General features: G+C 66.9%; 23 protein-coding genes. 15 read left to right on the plus strand and 8 right to left on the minus strand.

Annotated elements, in window-relative coordinates; translation table 11 throughout:
• The first annotated feature begins 111 nt into the window (after positions 1-111).
• The 3 genes from tesB to ACMZ91_RS21190 all read left to right on the plus strand — a co-directional run bounded on the left by tesB (position 112) and on the right by ACMZ91_RS21190 (position 2,971).
• The gene (gene tesB / locus ACMZ91_RS21180; protein WP_004148214.1) at positions 112-1,032 is read left to right on the plus strand and encodes an acyl-CoA thioesterase II; all 921 of its coding nucleotides are present in this window, start codon (positions 112-114) and stop codon (positions 1,030-1,032) included.
• Between the two features lie 4 nt (positions 1,033-1,036).
• Positions 1,037-1,546, plus strand: coding sequence for a pathogenicity-like protein (locus ACMZ91_RS21185; protein ID WP_414578638.1), 510 nt, complete (start codon positions 1,037-1,039; stop codon positions 1,544-1,546).
• A 207-nt stretch (positions 1,547-1,753) separates the two neighbouring features.
• Positions 1,754-2,971 carry an RNA polymerase sigma factor gene (locus ACMZ91_RS21190; protein WP_414576702.1) on the plus strand — a complete coding sequence of 406 codons (1,218 nt, stop codon included), beginning with the start codon at positions 1,754-1,756 and terminating at the stop codon, positions 2,969-2,971.
• A 51-nt stretch (positions 2,972-3,022) separates the two neighbouring features.
• On the opposite strand, the gene ACMZ91_RS21195 is transcribed toward ACMZ91_RS21190, so the two are convergent.
• Complete coding sequence (locus ACMZ91_RS21195) at positions 3,023-3,586, minus strand: EF-hand domain-containing protein (RefSeq protein ID WP_049398907.1); 564 nt, start codon at positions 3,584-3,586, stop codon at positions 3,023-3,025.
• 157 nt (positions 3,587-3,743) lie between these two features.
• On the opposite strand from ACMZ91_RS21195, the gene ACMZ91_RS21200 reads away from it, so the two are divergent.
• Positions 3,744-4,499 (plus strand): arginyltransferase, encoded by a 756-nt coding sequence (locus ACMZ91_RS21200; RefSeq protein ID WP_012510405.1) that lies wholly within the window; start codon positions 3,744-3,746, stop codon positions 4,497-4,499.
• 38 nt (positions 4,500-4,537) lie between these two features.
• Positions 4,538-5,743 (plus strand): endonuclease/exonuclease/phosphatase family protein, encoded by a 1,206-nt coding sequence (locus tag ACMZ91_RS21205; RefSeq protein ID WP_164081499.1) that lies wholly within the window; start codon positions 4,538-4,540, stop codon positions 5,741-5,743.
• A 71-nt stretch (positions 5,744-5,814) separates the two neighbouring features.
• Here ACMZ91_RS21205 and purT read toward each other — a convergent pair whose 3' ends face one another.
• Positions 5,815-7,002 (minus strand): formate-dependent phosphoribosylglycinamide formyltransferase, encoded by a 1,188-nt coding sequence (gene purT, locus ACMZ91_RS21210; RefSeq protein WP_049404703.1) that lies wholly within the window; start codon positions 7,000-7,002, stop codon positions 5,815-5,817.
• Positions 7,003-7,139: 137 nt separating this feature from the next.
• Between purT and ACMZ91_RS21215 the strand changes: the two genes are divergently transcribed.
• Genes ACMZ91_RS21215 through ACMZ91_RS21235 form a run of 5 tightly spaced genes read left to right on the plus strand, consistent with a single transcriptional unit; the run spans position 7,140 to position 9,838 of the window.
• A complete protein-coding gene (locus ACMZ91_RS21215) occupies positions 7,140-8,021 on the plus strand; it encodes an SPFH domain-containing protein (protein WP_100437534.1) in 882 nt (293 codons plus the stop codon).
• A gap of 45 nt (positions 8,022-8,066) precedes the next feature.
• Positions 8,067-8,246, plus strand: coding sequence for a type II toxin-antitoxin system antitoxin (locus tag ACMZ91_RS21220; protein WP_049398902.1), 180 nt, complete (start codon positions 8,067-8,069; stop codon positions 8,244-8,246).
• A complete protein-coding gene (locus ACMZ91_RS21225; protein ID WP_032127598.1) occupies positions 8,243-8,422 on the plus strand; it encodes a DUF4177 domain-containing protein in 180 nt (59 codons plus the stop codon). Before ACMZ91_RS21220 ends, ACMZ91_RS21225 begins: the two co-directional genes overlap by 4 nt.
• 3 nt (positions 8,423-8,425) lie before the next feature.
• Entirely contained in the window at positions 8,426-9,019 is a 594-nt protein-coding gene (locus ACMZ91_RS21230; RefSeq protein WP_032127599.1) for a PH domain-containing protein, read from the plus strand.
• A 9-nt stretch (positions 9,020-9,028) separates the two neighbouring features.
• Positions 9,029-9,838 carry a M15 family metallopeptidase gene (locus ACMZ91_RS21235; protein ID WP_049424331.1) on the plus strand — a complete coding sequence of 270 codons (810 nt, stop codon included), beginning with the start codon at positions 9,029-9,031 and terminating at the stop codon, positions 9,836-9,838.
• Between the two features lie 511 nt (positions 9,839-10,349).
• On the opposite strand, the gene ACMZ91_RS21240 is transcribed toward ACMZ91_RS21235, so the two are convergent.
• The 4 genes from ACMZ91_RS21240 to ACMZ91_RS21255 form a co-directional block, all read right to left on the minus strand.
• Positions 10,350-10,721 (minus strand): DUF423 domain-containing protein, encoded by a 372-nt coding sequence (locus tag ACMZ91_RS21240; RefSeq protein WP_019659313.1) that lies wholly within the window; start codon positions 10,719-10,721, stop codon positions 10,350-10,352.
• Positions 10,722-10,825: 104 nt separating this feature from the next.
• Positions 10,826-11,899: a polyketide cyclase gene (locus ACMZ91_RS21245; protein WP_032127602.1), complete on the minus strand. Its 1,074-nt coding sequence runs from the start codon at positions 11,897-11,899 to the stop codon at positions 10,826-10,828.
• Positions 11,900-12,133: 234 nt separating this feature from the next.
• Positions 12,134-12,775: a response regulator gene (locus tag ACMZ91_RS21250; protein ID WP_006424175.1), complete on the minus strand. Its 642-nt coding sequence runs from the start codon at positions 12,773-12,775 to the stop codon at positions 12,134-12,136.
• Positions 12,775-13,977 (minus strand): sensor histidine kinase, encoded by a 1,203-nt coding sequence (locus ACMZ91_RS21255; protein ID WP_414576697.1) that lies wholly within the window; start codon positions 13,975-13,977, stop codon positions 12,775-12,777. The genes ACMZ91_RS21250 and ACMZ91_RS21255 overlap by 1 nt, the downstream gene beginning before the upstream one ends.
• 153 nt (positions 13,978-14,130) lie before the next feature.
• Between ACMZ91_RS21255 and ACMZ91_RS21260 the strand changes: the two genes are divergently transcribed.
• Genes ACMZ91_RS21260 through ACMZ91_RS21280 form a run of 5 tightly spaced genes read left to right on the plus strand, consistent with a single transcriptional unit; the run spans position 14,131 to position 17,155 of the window.
• Entirely contained in the window at positions 14,131-14,727 is a 597-nt protein-coding gene (locus ACMZ91_RS21260) for a GNAT family N-acetyltransferase (RefSeq protein WP_032127604.1), read from the plus strand.
• Positions 14,673-15,521 (plus strand): septum site-determining protein MinC, encoded by an 849-nt coding sequence (minC, locus tag ACMZ91_RS21265; RefSeq protein ID WP_050509775.1) that lies wholly within the window; start codon positions 14,673-14,675, stop codon positions 15,519-15,521. The genes ACMZ91_RS21260 and minC overlap by 55 nt, the downstream gene beginning before the upstream one ends.
• Before the next feature lie 35 nt (positions 15,522-15,556).
• Positions 15,557-16,366 carry a septum site-determining protein MinD gene (gene minD / locus ACMZ91_RS21270; protein WP_010483375.1) on the plus strand — a complete coding sequence of 270 codons (810 nt, stop codon included), beginning with the start codon at positions 15,557-15,559 and terminating at the stop codon, positions 16,364-16,366.
• A gap of 2 nt (positions 16,367-16,368) precedes the next feature.
• A complete protein-coding gene (gene minE, locus ACMZ91_RS21275; RefSeq protein WP_004148073.1) occupies positions 16,369-16,629 on the plus strand; it encodes a cell division topological specificity factor MinE in 261 nt (86 codons plus the stop codon).
• 46 nt (positions 16,630-16,675) lie between these two features.
• Positions 16,676-17,155, plus strand: coding sequence for a hypothetical protein (locus tag ACMZ91_RS21280; RefSeq protein ID WP_049398895.1), 480 nt, complete (start codon positions 16,676-16,678; stop codon positions 17,153-17,155).
• A gap of 226 nt (positions 17,156-17,381) precedes the next feature.
• Here ACMZ91_RS21280 and ACMZ91_RS21285 read toward each other — a convergent pair whose 3' ends face one another.
• Both ACMZ91_RS21285 and ACMZ91_RS21290 read right to left on the minus strand, forming a co-directional pair.
• Positions 17,382-18,626 carry a DUF819 family protein gene (locus tag ACMZ91_RS21285; RefSeq protein ID WP_032127606.1) on the minus strand — a complete coding sequence of 415 codons (1,245 nt, stop codon included), beginning with the start codon at positions 18,624-18,626 and terminating at the stop codon, positions 17,382-17,384.
• Between the two features lie 141 nt (positions 18,627-18,767).
• The gene (locus tag ACMZ91_RS21290) at positions 18,768-20,846 is read right to left on the minus strand and encodes an alpha/beta hydrolase family protein (protein WP_149909369.1); all 2,079 of its coding nucleotides are present in this window, start codon (positions 20,844-20,846) and stop codon (positions 18,768-18,770) included.
• Positions 20,847-20,985 lie beyond the last annotated feature (139 nt).

Consider the following 20,985-nt stretch of genomic DNA (forward strand, 5'->3'; position numbering starts at 1 on the left):
CTGGCCGGCAACCGCAGGTGCCCCAGGAGGATCATGAGGTTGCCGGCCAGCGGCCGGCACTACCAATGATGGACTGGCCTGCAACGGTATAATCGGGGCCTCTTCATTGCTGTGGCCGCCCCCTTGAACGACACGCCCGAACCCGTCGTCTCCGAGCTGATCGACCTGCTCACCCTGGAGCGGCTGGAGGACAACCTGTTCCGCGGGCAGAGCCGCGACATCGGCACCAAGTACGTGTTCGGCGGCCAGGTGCTGGGCCAGGCGCTGGCTGCGGCGCAGGCCACAGTCGACAACGGGCGCCACGTGCACTCGCTGCACGCCTACTTCCTGCGCGCCGGCAACATCGACCACCCCATCGTCTACGACGTGGACCGTACCCGCGACGGCGGCAGTTTCTCGGTGCGCCGCGTCACTGCGATCCAGCACGGCAAGGTGATCTTCTTCTGCGCGGCCTCGTTCCAGCAGGCCGAGACCGGCGCCGAGCACCAGCACAAGATGCCCGAAGTGCCGCAGCCGGAAGACATCGAACCGAACCGTCCGCTGCCGGCCGAAGTGCTGGAGCGGCTGCCAATCAAGGTGCAGCGCTGGCTGTCACGCGGCGGCCCGTTCGAGTTCCGCCACGTCTACCCGCGTGACGAACTCAACCCGCCCAAGCGCCCGCCCTACCACCAGGTGTGGCTGCGCCTGAGCGAGCCGGTCGGCGATGCCCCGGAGCTGCACCAGGCGCTGCTGGCCTACGCCTCCGACTTCCACCTGCTGGGCACCGCCACGTTCCCGCACGGCATCAGCTACTACCACCCGCACGTGCAGATGGCCTCGCTCGACCACGCGATCTGGTTCCACCGCCCGTTCCGTGCCGACGACTGGCTGCTGTACTCGCTGGACAGCCCCAGCGCGCAGGATTCGCGCGGCCTGGCCCGCGGCCAGTTCTTCACCCGCAATGGCGTACTGGTGGCCAGCACCGCGCAGGAAGGCCTGATCCGCGTGGTTCCCGACCAGGCCGCGGCCGCCGCCGTGCCGGCCAAGGACTGATCCGATGCGCCAGATCTTCAGCAGCCAGCGTGTGGAAACCGTTGAAGGCGTCGCCGAGCTCCTGCGCGGGCATGGCATCGACGTCAAGGTGACCAATGGGCGCTCGTACAAGACCCGTCGCCGCGGCCAGTTCAGCTATACCGACCTGGGCAACGCCAACGCCTACCCAGCGGTGTGGATCGTGCGCGCCGACGACCAGCCGCGCGCGCGTGAAATCCTGCGCGAGGCGCGGCTGCTCGACACCACCCGCCGCGACCATCCGACCGCCGAATTCGCCTTCCGCGACACCGCAGAGACGACCGGCGGCGGCCGCGGCTGGGCCTGGCGCATCCGCATCGGCCTGCTGGTGGTGATCGCCGGCGTGGCGCTGGTGATCGGCCTGCGCCATCGTGGCGCCCCGGCGCCGGTCGCACCGGCCCCTGCCCCGCAGACCCAGCCGCAGCAGGCGCAACCGGCTTCGCAGGCCGCACCGGAAGAGGAAGAAATCCGGGTTCGCATCCAGCCCTCGAAGTGACGCACGGGTAGTGCCGGCCGCCGGCCGGCAGCCGAAAAAGGGGACGGAGGGGATTAAGTCGTTTGTGGCACAAACGACTTAATCCCCTCCGTCCCCTTTATTGTCATGAGGTTGCCGGCCAGCGGCCGGCACTACCGTGCAGAAGGCCGGTCACATTCGGCGCGCGGCTCCGTCTTGGGACACAATCCCAGCAGGAGAGCCGCCGCCATGACGACGTTCGCCGCATCGATCGACCAGACCCTGGAACGCGAACTGCCTGCCGCTGCCAGCGGTTGCCAGCACGCCTATGGCCGCATCGTGTTGGCCTGCCAGAACACGGTTACCGCCATCGCGCTGGCCATCACCCGCGATCGTCAGGCCAGCGAGGACATCGCCCAGGAGGCCTTCGTGAAGGGCTGGCAGCAGCTGCACCAGCTGCGCAGCTCGACCAGTTTCCTGCCCTGGCTGCGGCAGATCACCCGCAACCTGGCCCGCGACTGGCTGCGCGCGCAGCGCGGCCGGCCGCTGACCGGCGAGGCCGCCGAGGTGGCGATGGGCATGGCCGCCGACCCGGCCCCGGGCGCGGCCGACCGGCTGCAACGGGTGGAAGAAGAGATCGCCGCCGAGGACATCATTTCCGCGTTGCCGGCCGACAGCCGCGAAGTACTGTTGCTGTACTACCGCGAAGGCCAGCGCTCGCAGCAGGTGGCCGACCTGCTTGGGCTCAGTGACGCCGCCGTACGCAAGCGCCTGTCGCGTGCCCGCGCTCTGGTGCGCGACGGCCTGCTGCAACGCTTCGGCGAGTTCGCGCGCAGCAGCGCACCCAGTGCCGCGTTCGCTACGGCGGTGGTTTCGATGGTACTGGTGGCTGCGCCCGGCACGGCCAGTGCTGCGGTGGTGCTCGGCACCGGTGTCGGCATCGGCGGCAGCAAGCTTGGCCTCGGCGGTGCCAGCGCTGCGGGCGGCACCGCGATGGGCTCGCTGACTGCCACGCTGGGCCAGCTGCACGTGCTGCCGGCCGAAAGCTGGGGGGCGGTGATCGGCGGCGTGGTCGGTGGAGCGATCGGCAGCTATCTGGGCGGACGCTTCCTGATGTCGTACACCGAAACGGCATCCGAGCGCGCCGACGTGCGCCGCTTCCTCTACTTCAACATCATCACCGGCATGTTCTGGTGCCTGGCGATCCTGCTGGCTGTGATGCTGCAGGCGCCGGTCTGGACGCAGCTGACGGTGCTGGCGGTAGGCCTGGGCGTGGTCAACTACCAGTGCCTGGTGCCGCTGCAGCGGGTGATGGCACCGATGATCGCGCGCGATTCGGCCCGCCGCGGACGCACCGGCATCAACTGGAAGTTCGAATCGATGTACGGCCGCACCGGCATCATCGCGATGAACCTGATGGTCATCGCGCTGGTGGTGTACTCACTGATGCGCAGCGGCCGCCTGTAACGGACAACGCCGGCAGTGCGCCGGCGTTGTCGTCATTCACTGCGTTGAACCTCAGCGCTGCGGCTTCGGCGCCGCGCCATCGCGCGGACCGCCGTGGCGCGGGCCACCATGCATCGGGCCCTTGGCGGCATCGAACTCGGCCTTGCTCAGCTGGCCATCCTTGTTGGTGTCGGCGGCAGCGAACCAGGCATCACGACGCTGCTTCATGCGCAGCTCGCGGTCGGCCTTGTCCAGGTAACCGTCCTTGTTGAGGTCGAGCTCGTCGAAGCGCGCGGCCAGGCGCGGATCGGCCTTGGCTTCCTCGCGGCTGATGCGGCCGTCCTTGTTGACGTCCAGCTTGGCCCAGCGCTCACCGCCGTGGCCACCACGGCGACCATGCTGCCAGCGCGGCAGCTCATCGCGCGAGAGCTTGCCGTCCTTGTTCTTGTCCAGCTCGTCGAACTTCGCGGCCAGGCGCGGGTTGGCAGCGGCTTCGCTGCGGTCGATGACGCCGTCGCCGTTGGTGTCCAGCTTGGCCGGGCGCTGCGCCGGCGCAGTCGGGGCATCGGCGGCCAGCGCGATACCGGTGGCGGAAGTGCCGAGCAGCAGGGCCAGCAGCAGGGGGGTACGGATCATGGGGTCACTCCTGGGGATGGGGATTGCGTCGGGGTGATCACTTCACCCTCGGGAGACAACAACGCCCGAGGCGCGTCATCGGTTGACGCCGCTGCCGGTTCCATTCATCCGGCGGACAGTCGCCGCCACTGCGACAGGCTGGGGCTATGCTGTGCCCATGGCGATACACGGCGACAGAGACGACGAACTGCGGCTTTTCCAGACCGGCGAGCACCCCTGCGGGTACTGGTCGGACCGGGTGGCGCGCGACCTGGTGCTGGACCCGCACGATCGCCGCCTTGGCGGCCTGTACCCGCTGGCACTGAGCTGGGGCTTCCGCCGCAGCGGCGACCTGGTCTACCGGCCGCATTGCGCGCACTGCCAGGCCTGCGTGGCGGTGCGCATCCCGGTGGCGCGCTTCGCCCCGGACCGCAGCCAGCGCCGCTGTGCCGCCCGCAATGAAGACCTGGAGGTGCGGATCACCGCCGCCACCGCCCGCGACGACCTGTTCGCGCTGTATCACCGCTACCTGACCCACCGCCATGCCAACGGCGGCATGGATGACCACGGCCCGCACGAGTTCGAGCAGTTCCTGATCGGCAGCTGGTCACACACCCGCTTCATGGAGATGCGCCTGCCCGGCCACGATGGCCAGCCCAGCCAGCTGCTGGGGGTGGCGGTGACCGACGTCACCGAGCATGGCCTGTCGGCGGTCTACACCTTCTTCGACCCGGACCATGCCGCGCGTGGGCTGGGCACCTTCGCGATCCTGCAGCAGATCGAATGGGCCCGCCGCGAGGGCCTGCCGCACGTATACCTGGGCTACTGGATCCGCGGGCATCAGAAGATGGACTACAAACGGCGCTATCGACCGCTGGAAGCCTACGACGGCCGCCGCTGGCACGATTTCGACGACGAACTGGACGGACGCTGACAAACCACTGACACCGGGCCGGGTGCACAATACGGCGCATGAACCTCCGACCCCAGATCCTCGCCCTGGCCCTGCTCTGCGGCGCCACCGCCCCCGCCTTCGCCACTTCCCCTGCGATGACCGAAAAGCCGTCCGCTGCGCTGCGCCTGGCCACCTACAACACCTCGCTGTACTCCGATGAGACCGGTGGCCTGATCAAGGAACTGGAAGGCGACAGCGAGCACGCGCGCAAGATCGCCGCGGTGCTGCAGCAGGCGCGCCCGGACCTGGTGCTGCTGAACGAATTCGATTTCGACGACGCCCACCGCGCCGCCGACCTGTTCCAGAAACGCTACCTGGAAGTGGCCCAGCCCGGCGGCGGCAAGCCGCTGCACTTCGCCTACCGCTACCTGGCCCCGGTCAACACCGGCGTGCCCAGCGGCCTGGACCTGGACAACAACGGCGTGGTCGGCGGCGAAGGCCGCAGCCGCGGCAACGATGCCTGGGGCTACGGCCTGCACCCGGGCCAGTACGGCATGCTGGTGCTGTCGCGCTACCCGATCGATGAAGCCAAGGTGCGCAGCTTCCAGCTGCTGAAGTGGAGCGCGATGCCGGGCGCGATCCGTCCGGTCGACCCGCGCACCGGCAAGAGCTTCTACAACGACCACGTGTGGTCGCAGCTGCGGCTGTCGTCGAAGTCGCACTGGGACGTGCCGGTGAAGACCCCGGCCGGCGTGGTGCACGCGCTGGTCTCGCACCCGACCCCGCCGGTGTTCGACGGCCCGGAAAAGCGCAACGCCGCGCGCAACCACGACGAACTACGCCTGTGGCAGGAATACCTGTCCAAGGGTGACAAGCCGTGGCTGTGCGACGACAAGGGCCAGTGCGGCGGCCTGGCGCAGGACGCGCGCTTCGTGATCCTCGGCGACCTCAACAACGACCCGGTCGACGGCGATGGCCGCCATGAGGCGATCGTCGAACTGATCGAGAACGCCCGCGTGCTGCGCTACCCCACCCCGCGCAGCGTCGGCGGCGAGCAGACCAGCCTGGCCTATGCGGCCAAGGGCATCGAGCGCAAGGGCGCACCGTTCCATGCCACCGGCGATTTCGGCCCGAAGTCCGGCACCATGCGCCTGGACTACGTGCTGCCCTCGACCGGTTTCGAGTACATCGGCAGCGGCGTGTTCTGGCCGGCCAATGAAAGCCCGGAAGCGAAGATCGCCGACGGCAGCGACCACCACCTGGTGTGGGTGGATGTGAAATAATAAAAAGGGGACGGAGGGGATTAAGTCGTTTGTGCCACAAACGACTTAATCCCCTCCGTCCCCTTTTTGCTTTACGGGCGCAGTTCGACGCCGATGGCGTCGGCGGCATCACGCGCGATGGCGCGCGCTTCGTCGATGGTTTCCGCGCGCGCCAGGGTCACGCCCACGCGGCGATGGCCGTGCACGCTCGGCTTGCCGAACAGGCGCACGGCGGTGTCCGGCACCTGCAGTGCGGCGGCGACGTTGTTGAAGTACGGCACGCCCTCGCCATGCGCCAGCAGCGCGCACGAGGCCGACGGGCCGCTCTGGCGGATCACCGGGATCGGCAGGCCGAGGATGGCGCGCGCGTGCAGCGCGAACTCGCTCAGTTCCTGCGAAACAAGCGTCACCAGGCCGGTGTCGTGCGGGCGCGGCGACACTTCGCTGAACCACACCTCGTCGCCCTTCACGAACAGCTCGACGCCGAACAGGCCCCAGCCACCGAGGTCATCGGTGATCGCACGCGAGATCTCTTCGGCACGCGCCAGTGCCGCGCTCGACATCGGCTGCGGCTGCCAGCTTTCGCGGTAATCGCCGTCCTTCTGCAGATGGCCGATCGGCGCGCAGAACGAGGTGCCACCGGCATGGCGCACGGTCAGCAGGGTGATCTCGTAGTCGAAGTCGATGAAGCCCTCGACGATGCAGCGACCGGCACCGGCGCGGCCACCGGTCTGTGCGTACTCCCACGCCGGGGCGATGTCCGCCTCGCTGCGCAGCGTGCTCTGGCCCTTGCCCGAGGACGACATCACCGGCTTGACCACGCACGGCAGGCCGATGGCGGCCACAGCGGCGCGGTATTCGGCCTCGGTATCAACGAAGCGGTACGGCGAGGTCGGCAGGCCCAGGGTTTCGGCGGCCAGGCGGCGGATGCCTTCGCGGTCCATGGTCAGGCGCGCGGCGCGCGCGGTCGGGATCACCCGCAGGCCCTGCTCCTGTTCCAGCTGGACCAGGGTTTCGGTGTGAATGGCCTCGATCTCCGGCACCACCAGGTGCGGCTGCTCCTGGGCGATCAGGGCACGCAGGGCCATCGCATCGAGCATGTCGATCACGTGCGAGCGGTGCGCGACCTGCATGGCCGGGGCATCGGCATAGCGGTCGGCGGCGATCACTTCCACGCCCAGCCGCTGCAGCTCGATGGCCACCTCCTTGCCGAGTTCGCCCGAACCCAGCAGCAGCACGCGGGTGGCGGAGGGGGACAACGGAGTTCCAAGCTTGGCCATGGCGGTTCCAGCAGCGATGTGAAGGCGGGTGGGCATTCTAGCTGGCCGACCGTCCCGGCCACGGCATCCGACGAACGGTAGTCGACAAGTGATATCACTTTGATATCTTCATTCCGAACCCTCAAGGACGTACCGCCATGAAAGAGAAGTCGCTGTCTTCGCTCAACGGCCTCGGCACGCTGGCCGGCGCCCTGCTTGTCGCCCTCGCCGGCGGCGCCCTGTTCGTACTGGGGGTAGCAGCCAAGGCCAGCACCGGTTCCCCCAACCTGCTGCTGATGTTGGCAGGCATCCTGATGGCGGCGCTGGCGATCTTCGCCCTGGCCGGCCTGTACACGGTCCAGCCCAACCAGGCGGCGGTGCTGAGCCTGTTCGGCAAATACGTGGGCACCGTGAAGGACAACGGCCTGCGCTGGAACAACCCCTTCTATGCCAAGCGCCGGGTCAGCCAGCGCGTGCGCAACTTCGAGAGCGGCAAGCTGAAGGTCAACGAGCTGGACGGCAGCCCGATCGAGATCGCGGCGGTCATCGTCTGGCAGGTGGTCGATGCCTCCGAGGCGGTCTACAACGTGGACGACTACGAGAGCTTCGTGCACATCCAGTCCGAATCGGCACTGCGCGCGATGGCCACCAGCTACCCCTACGACCAGCATGAGGATGGCCAGCTGGCACTGCGCAGTCATGCCAGCGAGATTTCCCAGCACCTGAAGAACGAACTGGCCGAGCGCCTGGCCGACGCCGGCGTGCAGGTCATCGACGCACGCATCAGCCACCTCGCCTACGCCGCCGAAATCGCCCAGGCGATGCTGCAGCGGCAGCAGGCCAACGCGGTGATCGCCGCACGCACGCGCATCGTTGCCGGTGCGGTCGGCATGGTCGAGATGGCCCTGGCCGAACTGCAGAAGAACGGCGTGGTGCAGCTGGACGAGGAACGCAAGGCGCACATGGTCAGCAACCTGCTGACCGTGCTGTGCTCGGACCGCGGCACCCAGCCGATCGTCAATGCAGGCTCGCTGTATTGAGCCACACTCGCAACGGGGCGCCCCACCGCCCCGCCAGGAGCCCCCATGAGTGAGAAGAAAGCCTACCCGCTGCGCATCAACGCCGACGTCCTGGCTGCGGCGCAGCGCTGGGCTGATGACGAACTGCGCAGCCTCAACGCTCAGATCGAATACGTGCTGCGCGACGCGCTGCGCAAGGCAGGACGCCTGCCCAAACCCAAGGCATCGCCGGAGGACAAGGAATGAGCAAGCGCTGGAGCTACCAGACGATCGAGGTCAAGACCTCCATGATGGGCGTACTCAAGGCCGAGGATGTCCAGGCCGAGCTGAGCCGGCAGGGCCAGCTGGGCTGGGAGCTGGTCAACATCATCATCCCGGCGCCGATGCGCCCGGCGATGCTGGTGTTCAAGAAGGAGGCCTGAACCATGGGCGGCAGTGACCCGAAACCCTTTGACGTGGCCGAGAGTTCGCCGCTGCGCGTGCTGTGGATCGTGCTGCCGCTGCTGGCTGCCTTCGTGGCCTGCCTGTATGCGCAGCTGTACAAGGCACCGGCGAACGCACCCTGGATCGAAGTAACGCTGTCGCCGCCCTGGTTCCGGATGGGCGGCAGTGCGGCATGGAGCCTGATCGTCATCGCTGTACTCGCTGTCGGGCTGGGGGCCGCATTCTTCCGCCGCCGGGTGGAGCTGGCCGGCAACGTGCTGGACGTGCGCTCGACGATGTACCGGCGGCGCGTGCCGGTGGCGCAGCTGCGGCTGGACCAGGCCGAGGTGGTCGACCTGCAGCGTGACCGCCGCTATGGCATCCGTGTCAAAACCAATGGCTATTCAATGCCGGGCTTCTACTCGGGCCACTTCCGCCTGCAGGGAGGCGGCAAGGGCTTCGCCCTGGTCACCGACCGTGCGCGTGTCCTCGCCCTGCCGGTCAGTGATGGCAGCACGCTGCTGCTCAGCGTGGACCGGCCGCAGGCGCTGCTCGATGCGCTGCGCAAGGTGGCCGCGTCGGCACCACGGCAGTAAGCTGAGGCGATGCAACGACGCCCGCCCCTGCTGATCAACACCGAGGCCATCGAGCTGTGGCCCGCCCACCTGTTGCGCGCACGCAGCAACCTGGATGCACGCCTGCTGTCGCAGGCGCAGTGGGTGCTGCGGCGCAAGCGTGATGGCCGCTATCTGGCGGCGGTACTGCCGCACGGCGTGCATTCGATGGTGCCGCGCCTGCCGCGCGAGCCCGGGGTTGAGGATGCACTGGCGCTGCTGGACACCGCGGCTGCACGGCCCTTCGGCGCCGGACTGGAAGATCAGTGGCTGCCGCTGGCCGGGTTGCAGCAGCGCCTGCAGCAGCTTGGCCTGGACCCGCAGCGCTACGCCGACGACAGCGGCCTGCCGCTGGAACCCGAACCCTGCCTGCTGCATTTTGCCGGCCGCGATCGCTTCGCCCGCCCGCTATGGCTGCGCCGTGGCGCCGCGCAGGGCTGGCGACGGATGCGACTGCATGCGGCACAGGATGGCATTGCGCTGGACGCCATCTCCGGCTTCCGCAGCCATGCCTACCAGTTGGGCATCTTCGAACGGAAGCTGGCGCGCGGCTTGAGCGTGGCGGAGATCCTGAAGGTCAATGCCGCCCCGGGTTTCAGCGAACACCACAGCGGCCACGCGCTGGACATCGGCACACCGGGCGATGCCCCGGCTGAAGAATCGTTCGAAGCCACCGACGCGTTTGCGTGGCTGCAGGCGAATGCCGGTGGGCATGGCTTCCAGCTGAGCTACCCGCGCGACAACCCGCACGGCATCGTCTACGAACCCTGGCACTGGTGCTGGAAACCGGCCAACGGCTGAGCCCCTCGTGGCGGCTGCACGGCGAACTTCATGGAGCTGTCCGGGCGGGTAGGCTGGGCAGGGGACGCCGTGAATCCGTCCCTGGAGGCTTAGCCGCGCCATCCATGGCGCGGATACCCCAGCCCAGCCCACCCGCCCGGCCTCTGACAGTTTCCGTGTGCGTCCGCCACGGAATGGAACAAGAGAGCAAAGACAAAAGCGGGTCGCTTCGCTCGAAGCCTCTATAACGGATCAGCGCGCGGCTGTTGGGTCCGCCTTCAAGCGAGCCGAGCACCGCAGGTCCGACGAGGGCGAAGAGGTGCTTGCGATCCTGTAGAGCCGAGCCATGCTCGGCTACTCTCCGCACCGTTCCTCGACGGACCGAGGAGCACAGGGTACCGATGCGCAGCATCGGCTCGCGGCCGGCGGCGCGTTTCTTTTGGTTACTTTTCTTTTCGCGCGAAAAGAAAAGTAACGCCCATGAACCCTTAGGATCGCATCGGCATGGATCGAAGCGACAGCCCTGCGACCGTCACCGCCTCAACGCATTGATCGCCAGCAGCACCCATCCGGCCATCATGCTGGTGCCACCGATCGGTGCCATCCGCGTCGGCCACTGCCACAACGCACCGCCCACCAGGCTGCCGGAAAACAGCAGCACGCCCAGCAGCAGCACGTACAACGCCAGGTGCGCGATCGCGCCCTGCGCGCGCGGCCCGAGCGCCACCAGTACCGCGCCATGCGCGAACGCATAGAGCGCCGCCATGTTCAGATGCTGCTGCGCCAGCGGGTCGGCCACACCGTGCGAGGCATAGGCCGACAGGCCGATAGAGGCGGCGGCCAGCAGCGCCCCCAGGCAGGCCAGCAGTGATGGCTTACGTGCGCGACGTTCGAGATTGAACATGTGGGCTCCTTGCGCAGCGCCCTTGCCGGGCGCCAGATGAAAAAAAAACGCGCCGCAATGAGCGGCGCGTTTTCGTGTCCAACACTACATGGGTCAGCCGAGGCTTACTTGACGGCCCAGTAGATGTCGTAGGTCGCTTCCGGGGTGAACGACTTGTCCAGACCGTCCTTCCAGGTTTCGTACGGGCGATCGACCACTTCCGAACCGTTGGTCACAGCCCAGGCACGCAGGCCGTTGCGGGCCACGTCCAGACCCGCCATGTGGCCGGTGTAGGCGGCATGCGCCGAACGGTGCGGGGCCACGTGCACGTACTTGACCGGAGCGCCGCCGTCGATCTTGACGGTCAGTTCTTCAGCGGTGGCACCTTCAGCACCCTTCTTCTTCACCGGCTGGGCGATGTCGAAGGCGTACTTCTCCTGACCGAAATCGGTGGTGATGATGCGGAACGGACCGGCGGCTTCAAGGCCATTGGCCTCCATCACGCGCTTGATCCACTCCTGGTTGTCCTTGATGGACTTGGTGATCGTGTCCTGACCGCGGTCCACGTTACCGGCGTTGACGACCAGCAGGTCTTCAGCCGGCACATTGACGATGGCCAGATCGGTCAGCGGGGCTTCCGGGGTGCGGTAGTCCACGTTCGGGACGCTGGCCAGCATGTTGGCCATACGCGACAGACCCATCTTGATGTCGTCGCCGATCTGGCGGCTGACATACAGGCCGGCATAACGGCCGAACAGGTCGAAGCCGTACTTCACCGAGTAGTCCTGGGTGATCTTGACGTTGCGGCCACCCTTGCCGGTCGGCTCCAGCGTGAAGGTGGTGATCTTGTCGTGACCCTTGGTGGCGTCATCGATGGCGATCGCAACACGCTTGTTCTCTTCGGCTTCGGTGATCTTCCAGGAGCCGGTGCCCAGGTCCTTGGAGGTGAAGTCGAGAGTGGCACCGACGCCGGAGGCCGGGCCGGACAGCTTCAGTTCAACGGCGGGATCGCGCAGTACCAGCGGGTTCCAGTCCTTGAAGCGGCGCAGGCTGCTGACCGTGTCGTACACGATCGTCATCTTGCGGTTGGTCTCGATGCTTTCGGTGATGTGACGCTCGCCCGGCAGACATACGCCAATGATGACGAACAGGCCAGCCACGATCCCCAAGGCGATCAGGAACTCGATAATACGGGTCATTCAGAGAGTCTCCGGGGCCGATCCCACGGCCGGGTTGATTGAAGCGAAGCGCCAATCCTAGCAGGCTTCGCGGGCATTGTTTATCGGGATTGGCGCACCGGTTTCCCTGCCGGCTGCGTATTTGTATGGGCAAAGAATTCGAAGGGTACCGCATACCGATACCCGTGAAGTAGGGGGCAACCCCACCCGAGGGCCATGACTGGACCTCAAGTCATTGTCCTGAAAAGGTTTTCCTCAGACCAGCTGGAGTTCGAACGCCTTCAGTACGGCGCGCGTACGGTCGCGCACGCCCAGCTTGGACAGGATGTTGGACACGTGGTTCTTGATGGTGCCTTCGGCCACACCCAGCGAGTTGGCGATCTCCTTGTTGGAGAAGCCACTGGCCATCAGGCGCAGGATCTCGGTCTCGCGGTCGGTCAACGGGTCCGGGCGGTCCAGGCTGACGAACTCGTTGCGCATGTGCTCCAGGCCGGACAGCAGGCGCTGGGTCACGGCCGGCTGCACCAGCGAACCGCCGTCGGCCACGGTGCGGATGGCACCGACCAGCTGCGCCAGGGTCACGTCCTTGAGCAGGTAGCCCTTGGCTCCGGCCTTGAGCCCGGCCAGCACCAGCTGGTCGTCGTCGAAGGTGGTGAGGATGATGGTCGGCGGCAGCTGCTCCTGGCGCGACAGCACCTGCAGCGCCTCCAGCCCGGACATCACCGGCATGCGCATGTCCATCAGCACCACGTCGGGGCGCACCTGCGGTATCAGCTCGACCGCCTGCCGGCCATCGCCGGCCTCGGCCACCACCTCGATACCGTCGTCGAGCGCCAGCAGGGAGCGGATTCCCTGCCGCACCAGGGTTTGGTCGTCGACCAGGCAGACGCGAATCATCAACGCACTCCTTCAGGAACCTTGGTAAGGGCGGCCACCAGCACCGTTGCCGGCACCGTCGCCCGCAGCCGGAAGCCTTCACCGGGAAGGGTTTCGACCTGCAGCTGGCCACCACATTGTTGCAGGCGCTCGCGCATGCCGCGCAAGCCATTGCCCACATTGACCATATCCGCGCCGACGCCGTCGTCGCGGGCCTCCACCACCACCCGGTCGGGGGCTTCACGGTACACCTTGATCCACAGGTGGCGGGCGCCGGCATGGCGCACCGCGTTGGTGATGATCTCCTGGGTACAGCGCAGCAGCACGTGGGCCCGCTGCGGGTCCTCCACGTTCAGCGGATCCTCGATCTCCAGCTGGATGTCCAGCGAGGGCACGTTCTCGGTCAGCGGGCGCAGCGCCGCCGCCAGATCGATGGCGCCGGTCTCGCGCAGCTGGCTGACCACCTCACGCACGTTGCCCAGCAGCAGCTTGGCCAAGGCATGCGAGCGCTTCACATGGTCCAGCGCCTGGCCCTCGGCCAGGTGACCGGCCACTTCGAGGTTCAGGGTCAGTGCGGTCAGCTGATGCCCCAGAAGATCGTGCAGCTCACGCGAAATGCGGGTTCGCTCGTTGACGCGGGCGCTTTCGGCCAGCAGGGCACGAGTGGCACGCAGCTCCGAATTGAGCCTGCGCTGCTCGTCGCGGGCCTGGGTCTGCTGTCTCGCGACAAGGCTGGTCACGAAGATGAACATGGAAAAGCCGCCATACAGCAGCGATTGCATCACGGCTTCGAACAGCGGGAAGTTCAGCAGTATGTAATAGACCGGGGCCACCGCCAGCTGGCTGACCAGCAGCCACAGCACGCACAGGCGCGCCGACAGCATCCACGGAATGACGCCGGCAGCCACCATCATCAGGATGCTGCCCAGGCCCGAACCACTGAGGAAACTGACGCCCAGCGCCGAAACCGTCAGCAGCAGCAGCAGGCCGCGGTCCAGCCAGGTGGTGTGACTGTTGCTGTCACTGCGCAGGAGGCGGGTCAGCCAGTAGTACGCGGCGCCGAAGGACAGGTAGGCGATGAACAACAGGATCGCCCAGCTGCCCATATCGCTGCGGCTGTGCAGGTTCTCGAATTGCGAGTACGCCAGTGGCAGGCCGACCATGACCCAGGTAAACAGGCCGGCCAGACGGAGGACGCGGGTATGGCTGAGGACTCCCAACATGCCAGCACTCTACGGGCCCGGCCCGCGTCGCGCACTCCCACGGAAGTCATGCATCCGAGGTCCCCTGTTCATGCCGCAGCCCACCCCGGGCATGCAATAATCGTGCGCAGGGTCCAATTTGACGGACCAACCGCGTTACCCCACGGAGTCACAATGTCGATTGTCATCCGCGACGTGCGCGAGCACGAGCTCGATTCCGTCCTGGCTTTGAACAACAACGCTGGCCTGGCCATCCTTCCCCTGGATGCGGCCCGCCTGCGCCTGTTCTACGAAACCGCTGAATATTTCCGCGTCGCCGAGCGCGACGGCAACCTGGCCGGCTTCCTGATCGGCTTCGGCAGCGACAGCCAGCACGACAGCAGCAACTTCGCCTGGTTCAAGCAGCAGCTGGACACCCCGTTCTTCTATATCGACCGCATCGTGGTCGCCAGCCGCCGTCGTGGCGGTGGCGTCGGCCGTGCGTTCTATGCCGACGCGCAGAGCTTTGCCGAGCTGCGCTACCCGCAGATGACCTGCGAAGTCTTCCTCGACCATGGCGCCGATGCCGCCCTGCTCTTCCACGGCAGCTTCGGCTTCCGCGAGCTGGGCCAGAACACCATGCCGCAGGTCGACGTGCGCGCCAGCATGCTGGCCAAGGAACTGTGCAGCTACCCGTGGGTCCAGGAGACCTACGGCGGCAAGCTGCCTGATGTGGCATGGACACGTGCCCGGCATCTGCCGGCGCAGGCACAGCGGCCGACGGGGACCTGAGCGTGGCGGTGAATTTCGATTACGAACAGGCCGGTGAACTGAAGATCGGCCAGGTGGGCATCGCCAACCTGCGCATCCGTACCCTTGATGTCGAACGCCTCGTGCAGGAAATGCGCGAACGCGTCACCCGTGCGCCGAAACTGTTCGGCCGCGCCGCAGTGATCCTCGACTTCGGCGGCCTGAGCCAGGTGCCGGACGTGGCCACCGCGCAGGCGCTGGTCGATGGCCTGCGCAGTGCCGGCGTGCTGCCGGTGGCGCTGGCCTATGGCACCAGCGCGGTCGACCTGCTCTCGCAGCAGCTCGGGCTGCCACTGCTGGCCAAGTTCCGCGCCCAGTACGAGCGTGCCGAGGCCGAGCCGGCCCCGCCGCCGCCGCCCGCGCCGGAACCGCGTCGCGCAGCCCGTGCCGAACCGAAGCCGGCACCGGCCACGCCGGTGGCCAAGGTTGCCGACGCCGCCGCACCGCAGCCGGGCCGCATGCAGCTGGGCAACGTGCGTTCGGGCCAGCAGCTGTACGCTGAAAACTGCGACCTGACCGTGATGGCCACCGTCGGCGCCGGCGCCGAGGTCATCGCCGATGGCAGCATCCACATCTACGGCACCCTGCGCGGCCGCGCGCTGGCAGGGGCACAGGGCAACACCGCGGCACGCATCTTCTGCCGTGATTTCCATGCGGAACTGGTCGCCATTGCAGGCCACTACAAGGTACTGGACGATGTCCCGGACTCCCTGCGCGGCAAGGCCGTGCAGGTGTGGCTGGAACAGGACCAGATCAAGATCGCTGCGCTGGACTGACGCAGCACCCAAACAGAATCATCAGGAGAAGTCCTTTGGCTGAAATCATCGTAGTCACCTCCGGCAAGGGCGGCGTCGGCAAGACCACTTCCAGCGCGAGCCTGGCCTGCGGCCTGGCACGGCGCGGCAAGAAGGTGGCGGTGATCGACTTCGACGTCGGCCTGCGCAACCTCGACCTGATCATGGGCTGCGAACGCCGCGTGGTGTACGACTTCGTCAACGTCGTGCACGGCGAAGCGACCCTCAAGCAGGCCCTGATCAAGGACAAGCGCTTCGAGAACCTGTACGTGCTGGCCGCCTCGCAGACCCGCGACAAGGACGCACTGACCCAGGAAGGCGTGGGCAAGGTCCTGAAGGACCTGGCCGCCGACGGCTTCGACTACATCATCTGCGACTCCCCGGCCGGCATCGAGAAGGGCGCCTTCCTGGCGATGTACTTCGCCGACCGTGCGGTGGTGGTGGTGAACCCGGAAGTGTCGTCGGTGCGCGACTCGGACCGCATCATCGGCCTGCTCGACTCGAAGACCCACAAGGCCGAGTCCGGCCAGGACGTGCCGGCCTTCCTGCTGCTGACCCGCTACACCCCGCTGCGCGTGGAAAGCGGCGAGATGCTCAGCATCGCCGACGTCGAGGAAGTGCTCGGCCTGAAGGCGATTGGCGTGATCCCCGAGTCGGGTGACGTGCTCAACGCCTCCAACAAGGGCGAGCCGGTCATCCTGGATGTCGAGTCCGCAGCCGGCCAGGCCTACGACGACGCCGTCGCGCGCATCCTCGGCGAAGAACGCCCGATGCGCTTCACCAACGTCGAGAAGAAGGGCTTCTTCAGCAAGCTGTTCGGAGGGTAAGCATGGGCCTGTTTGATTTCCTCAAAGCGAAGAAGACCACCGCCGAAACCGCCAAGAACCGCCTGCAGATCATCATCGCGCAGGAGCGCAGCAACCGCGGCGGCCCCGATTACCTGCCGCTGCTGCAGCGCGAGCTGCTGGAAGTGATCAAGAAGTACGTGAACATCGACGTCGATGCAGTGAAGGTCGACCTGGTGAAGGATGGCCAGCACGATGTGCTGGACATCTCCGTGGCGCTGCCTGAAGGCCCGGACAAACCCTGAAGCTCTGCCCCGCCCGTGCCTGCACGGGCGGGGCTGCCTGACCCGCATGACCGATACAACAACCGCCGTGGACATCACCTGCGTGGGCGACATCGCCTTCGCTGATGCGCAGTGCCTGCTCGCCGCGCATGGCCTGCAGCTGCACCACGTCGCGGCCGGTGAACCGATTCCCGGCAGCTACTGGGGCGAGCCCGAGGCCGGCATCATCGCCAGCAACGTGTACGTGCGCGATGACACGCCCGTGCACTCGATGCTGCACGAAGCCTGCCATCTGATCGTGCTGCCGCCGGAGCGGCGTGCGCAGGTGCATACCGACGCCACCGACTCGGTGGCCGAGGAAGATGCCACCTGCTACCTGCAGATCGTGCTGGCCGGGCAGCTGCCTGGCGTTGGCAGTGCGCGGTTGATGGCCGACATGGATGCCTGGGGGTATACGTATCGGCTGGGGTCTACGAAAGCGTGGTTTGAAGAGGACGCCGAAGACGCGAAAGCGTGGCTGGTCGAACGCGGGTTGCCGGTGGCGTAAAGCCGCGGGCGCGGTTGGCCACGGGCGCGTGGCGACGCGCCGGACCTTGCGGCGCCCCTCTTTTCACTCGGCGCGGTTCGAGCAGGACGCCGAAGACGCGAAGGCGTGGTTGATCGAACGCGGATTGCCGGTGGCGTAACGCATCGGTAGTGCCGGCCGTTGGCCGGCAACCTCATGAACCCGTGCAGCATTACCTGGTTGCCGGCCAGCGGCCGGCACTACCCCATCAGCCCTGCCCTGCCAGCGCGCGCAGGGTAATGCCGACGATGTAGGCCAGGTAGGTGCCGGTGGCGTAGCCCATCGTGCCCAGCAACACGCCCACCGGCGCCAGGGCCGGATGGAACGCTGCAGCCACCACCGGCGCCGAAGCCGGGCCACCGATGTTCGACTGCGAACCGATCGCGAAATAGAAGAACGGCACCTTCAGCAGCTTGCCCAGGCACCACAGCAGCGCGATGTGCACGGCAATCCAGATCAGGCCGAGCAGGAACAGCCACGGGCGGTCCAGCAGCGCCAGCAGATCCATCTGCATGCCGATGCAGGCAATCAGGAAGTACAGCAGCAGCGAACCCAGCCGCGAGGCGCCCGCACCTTCCAGCGTGCGTGCACGGGTGAAGCTCAGGCTCAGGCCCAGCGTGGTCGACAGCACCACCACCCACACGAACGGCGCATCCAGGCTGAACTGCGAGGCCCAGCTGACATTGGCCTTGAACCATGCTGCCAGCGGCGCACCGATCGCGTGTGACAGACCCACGCCGCCGAAGGCCACTGCCACGATCAGCATCAGGTCGGTGAGGCTGGGAACGCGCTCATGCTCGGCCTGGAAGCGCGCGATGCGCTCCTTCAGCTCATCGATGGCCGACGTGTCGGCACCGCTGCGCGCGTCGATCTTCGCTGCGCGCCCGGCCAGGAAGATCAGCGCGGCCATCCACACGTAACCGACACCGACATCGACCACCGCGAACTGGCCGAACGTGGTGGCGTTGACGTCGAACACTTCGCGCATCGCCAGCATGTTGGCACCGCCGCCGATCCAGCTGCCGGCCAGTGCGGCCATGCCGGCCCAGGTGTCACCGGCCACCGTTTCCGGATGCAGCGCGCGCATCACCAGGAAAGCCACCACCGCACCCAGCATGATGCTGGCGGACGCACCCAGGTACATCAGCACCAGCTTCGGGCCGAGCCGCAGGATGCCTTTGATGTCCACCGCCAGGGTCAGCAGGATCAACGCTGCCGGCAGCAGGATGTCGCGTGCGATCGGGTTGTAGAGCTTGGTGTTCTGACCGTCGATCAGGCCGACGGTGTTGTAGATGCCGGGAATCAGGTAGCACAGCAGCAGTGCCGGCACGAAGGTGTAGAAGCGTTTCCACAGGCCCTGCTCGCGCGAGGCGGTCCAGAACACGGCGCCGAGGGTGGCGGCGATCAAACCGAAGACGACGATGTCGTTCTGGATCAGGGCGGTCGAGGGCATGCAGGCGCTCTGGGTAGAGCCGGCCGCTGGCCGGCTGCTGTGGGCGGCAGATCAGGAAGGTGTGCCGACCAACGGTCGGCACCCACCGGTACAGCAGATGGCGAAACAAAAGCGCCGCCCCGAAGGGCGGCGCTGCAGTCATCAGTTGCCGATGTGCTGCTTCAGCCAGGCATTGACGGTGTCATGCCACAGGATGCTGTTGTTCGGCTTCAGCACCCAGTGGTTTTCATCCGGGAAGTACAGGAACTTCGATTCGATGCCCTGGCGCTGGGCGGCGGTGAACGCGGCCAGGCCCTGCTCGACCGGAATACGGAAGTCCTGCTGGCCGTGGATGACCAGGATCGGCTTCTTCCAGTCCGCCACGTGGTTGACCGGGTTGAACTTCTCGTAGTTCGCCGCCTTCTGGTACGGCGTACCGCCCTGCTCCCACTCGGTGAACCACAGTTCTTCGGTGGCGTAGCCCATCATGCGCTGGTCGAACACGCCGTCATGGTTGACCAGGCACTTGAACGGGCCGTTCCAGTTGCCGGCGATCCAGTTGACCATGAAGCCGCCGTAGCTGGCGCCCAGCGCACAGGCCTTGTCACCGTTGAGGAAGGAATACTTCTTCAGCGCCGCGTCCCAGCCCTTCTGCAGGTCTTCCAGCGGACGGTCGCCCCAGTGCTGGCTGATCGCATCGGTGAAGGCCTGGCCATAGCCGGTGGAACCGTGGAAGTCGATCATCACCACGGCGTAGCCCTGGCCTGCATAGGTCTGCGGGTTCCAGCGGTAGCTCCAGCCATTGCCGAAGCTGCCCTGCGGGCCGCCGTGGATCAGGAACGCGACCGGGTACGACTTGCCTTCCTGGTAGTTGTGCGGCTTGACCACATAGCCGTGCACGGTGTCGTTGTTCCAGCCCTTGAACTCGAACTGTTCGTAGTCACCGAAGCTGACGTCCTTGAGCACGTCGCCAGCGGCCGGGGTCAGCGCGCGCAGCTCGCCGATGGCTTCGCCGGCGGCCGGCAGCAGGCCGACCAGCACTTGGTCGTTGCTCTTCAGGCTGTTGCGGGTGATCGCCACGCTGGTGCCGGCCACGTCGACCGAGGTCACGCTGCCGTCGCCGATCAGCTTGGTGGCCTTGCCGCTGGCCACGTCGATCTGGAACAGCGGGTGCTCGCCGAGGTCATCGGCGGTGGTGTAGATGCTGGCGCCGTCGGCGGACAGGGTGATGCCGCCAGCCGAGCGATCCCATTGCGGCGCGATCTCACGGCTCTTGCCGCTGGCCAGGTCCATCGCCATCAGGCCGAAGCGGTCGGCCTCGAAGCCCGGGCGCTTCATCGCACGGTAGAACAGGGTCTTGCCGTCGGCACTGAACACCGGGCCGGCATCCCAGGCCGGATTGGAGGCGGTCAGGTTGACCGGCGCCTGCTTGCCCGCAGCGTCGAAGCGGTACAGGTCGAAGTTGGTCGACCACGGCTCCTGCTTGCCGGCCACGCGGATGCTGGCCACCACGCTGGCGCCATCCGGCGACCACGCGAAATCGTCATTGCCACCGAACGGCTTGGACGGTGCATCGCCGTCGATGGTCGCGCTCAGCGCCGAGGCGCCCTTGACCGCGCCGGCCTTGGCTGCCGGCAGCGGTGCCACGAACAGGGTGTTGCGGCGGCCGTCGTTCCAGGTATCCCAGTGGCGCACGAACAGCGAATCCCACACCTGGCCGCTGGCCTTGGCGTCCTTCTTTTCCTTCAGCTTCTTCTCGGTGCATGCCAGGTCCGAGGCACAGGCCTGGAACACGCCGGCACTGAACAGCACGCGGTCGTCCTGCGGTGACACGTGGTAGCTGTCCACGTCCACCGGGAAGTCGGTCAGCTGGCGCGGGGTGCCGCCGTTGATCGGCTGCGCGTACAGCTGCTGGCTGCCGTTCTTGGCACTGAGGAAATACACGGTCTGGCCATCGGCCGACAGCGACGCGGAATTGACGCTCCAGCCAGCCGGGGTGATCTGCTTCGGCGGAGCGGCGTCACGCGTGCGCAGGTTGCGCGCGAACAGCGCGGTGGAGGCCTTCAGGTTGGCGTCCACGCTGCGCTTGGCGAACACCACAGTGCCACCGTCCGTGGTCAGTACCGGCGCGGAGACGCGGTCCATGGCCACCATGTCGCGGACTTCCAGGCCACGGGCAGCGGCAACGCTGGGCAGGGCAGCCAGCAGGCTCAGTGGCAGCAGGGCATGACGCAGTTTCATCGGGGTCTCCGCAGGACGGCAAAAAACCGATGTTAGGCCCGTGCGGCCGGGGCTGCCAAGGCCATCGGTCATGGCTGCCCGCGGGGTTGGCCCCGCCGCCAGAAAAAGCAAACCGCGCCGTAGCGCGGTTTGCGGTAGT

This window comes from Stenotrophomonas sp. FR024, assembly GCF_047500745.2.
GTDB lineage: Bacteria > Pseudomonadota > Gammaproteobacteria > Xanthomonadales > Xanthomonadaceae > Stenotrophomonas > Stenotrophomonas maltophilia_A.